Below are 1,007 nucleotides of genomic sequence, written 5' to 3'. Positions count from 1 at the left end.
TTGACCAGTTGCCCGCCGTTGCGGCCACTGGCGCCATAGCCGACTTTCGCCGCTTCGAGCACGGTCACTTTATAGCCCGCTTCACTCAGGAACAGCGCCGAGGACAGGCCGGTGTAGCCGGCGCCGATAATGCAGACATCGCACTCGACCGACTCTTCAAGGGTCGGGAAGTCGATGACTTCGTTGCGGGTGGCGGCGTAGTAGCTGTTGACGTGTTGTTGCTTCATTTTATTGTTCTCCGAGGGTCGCCCATTGAAGGCGACCACCGCTGTAGAAAATCAGAGCTTGATCCAGGTCGCTTTCAGCTCGGTGTACTTGTCGAACGCGTGCAGCGATTTGTCGCGACCGTTGCCCGACTGTTTGAAACCACCGAACGGCGCAGTCATGTCGCCGCCGTCGTACTGGTTGACCCACACGCTGCCGGCCCGCAGGCCACGGGCGAAGGTGTGCGCCTTGCTCAGGTTGCTGGTCCAGACGCCGGCGGCGAGGCCGAAGATGCTGTCGTTGGCGATCTGCAGCGCTTCTTCAACGGTGTCGAAGGTGATCAGCGACAGCACCGGGCCGAAGATTTCTTCGCGGGCGATGGTCATCGCGTTGGTCACGCCGTCGAAGATCGCCGGTTGCACATAGAGGCCGCCGGTTTCTTCGAGGGTGCGCTGGCCGCCGGCAATCAGCTCGGCGCCCTGCTCGCGACCGATGCTGATGTAGCGCAGCACGTTGTCCAGTTGACGCTGATCGACCACGGCGCCGACGGTGGTTGCCGGGTCGAGGGCGTGACCGGGTTTCCATGCTTGCAGCGCTTCCACCAGCAGCGGAATGAATTGCTCGCGAATCGAACGCTCGACCAGCAGACGCGAACCGGCGGTGCACACTTCGCCCTGGTTGAACGCAATGGCGCCGGCCGCTGCCTGGGCTGCCGCACGCAAGTCCGGGGCGTCGGCAAACACCACGTTCGGGCTCTTGCCACCGGCTTCGAGCCAGACGCGTTTCATGTTGCTTTGCCCGGC

The 1,007-nt window shown here is 63.0% G+C and carries 2 protein-coding genes; both read right to left on the bottom strand.

What is annotated here, in order from left to right; all coding sequences use genetic code 11:
* The coding region (locus DBR24_RS31525) for an NAD(P)/FAD-dependent oxidoreductase (protein WP_371921233.1) at positions 1 to 227 on the bottom strand (227 nt) is incomplete at its 3' end.
* Between the two features lie 51 nt (positions 228 to 278).
* Positions 279 to 1,007, bottom strand: a 729-nt coding sequence (locus DBR24_RS31520; protein WP_256591281.1) for an aldehyde dehydrogenase family protein, incomplete at its 5' end; no start/stop codon positions are given.

It is taken from the genome of Pseudomonas sp. HMWF006 (assembly GCF_003061205.1).
GTDB classification, from domain to species: domain Bacteria; phylum Pseudomonadota; class Gammaproteobacteria; order Pseudomonadales; family Pseudomonadaceae; genus Aquipseudomonas; species Aquipseudomonas monsensis.
Note: the sequence above shows the minus strand (reverse complement) of the source record. Positions and strands in the feature narration are given on the sequence as shown.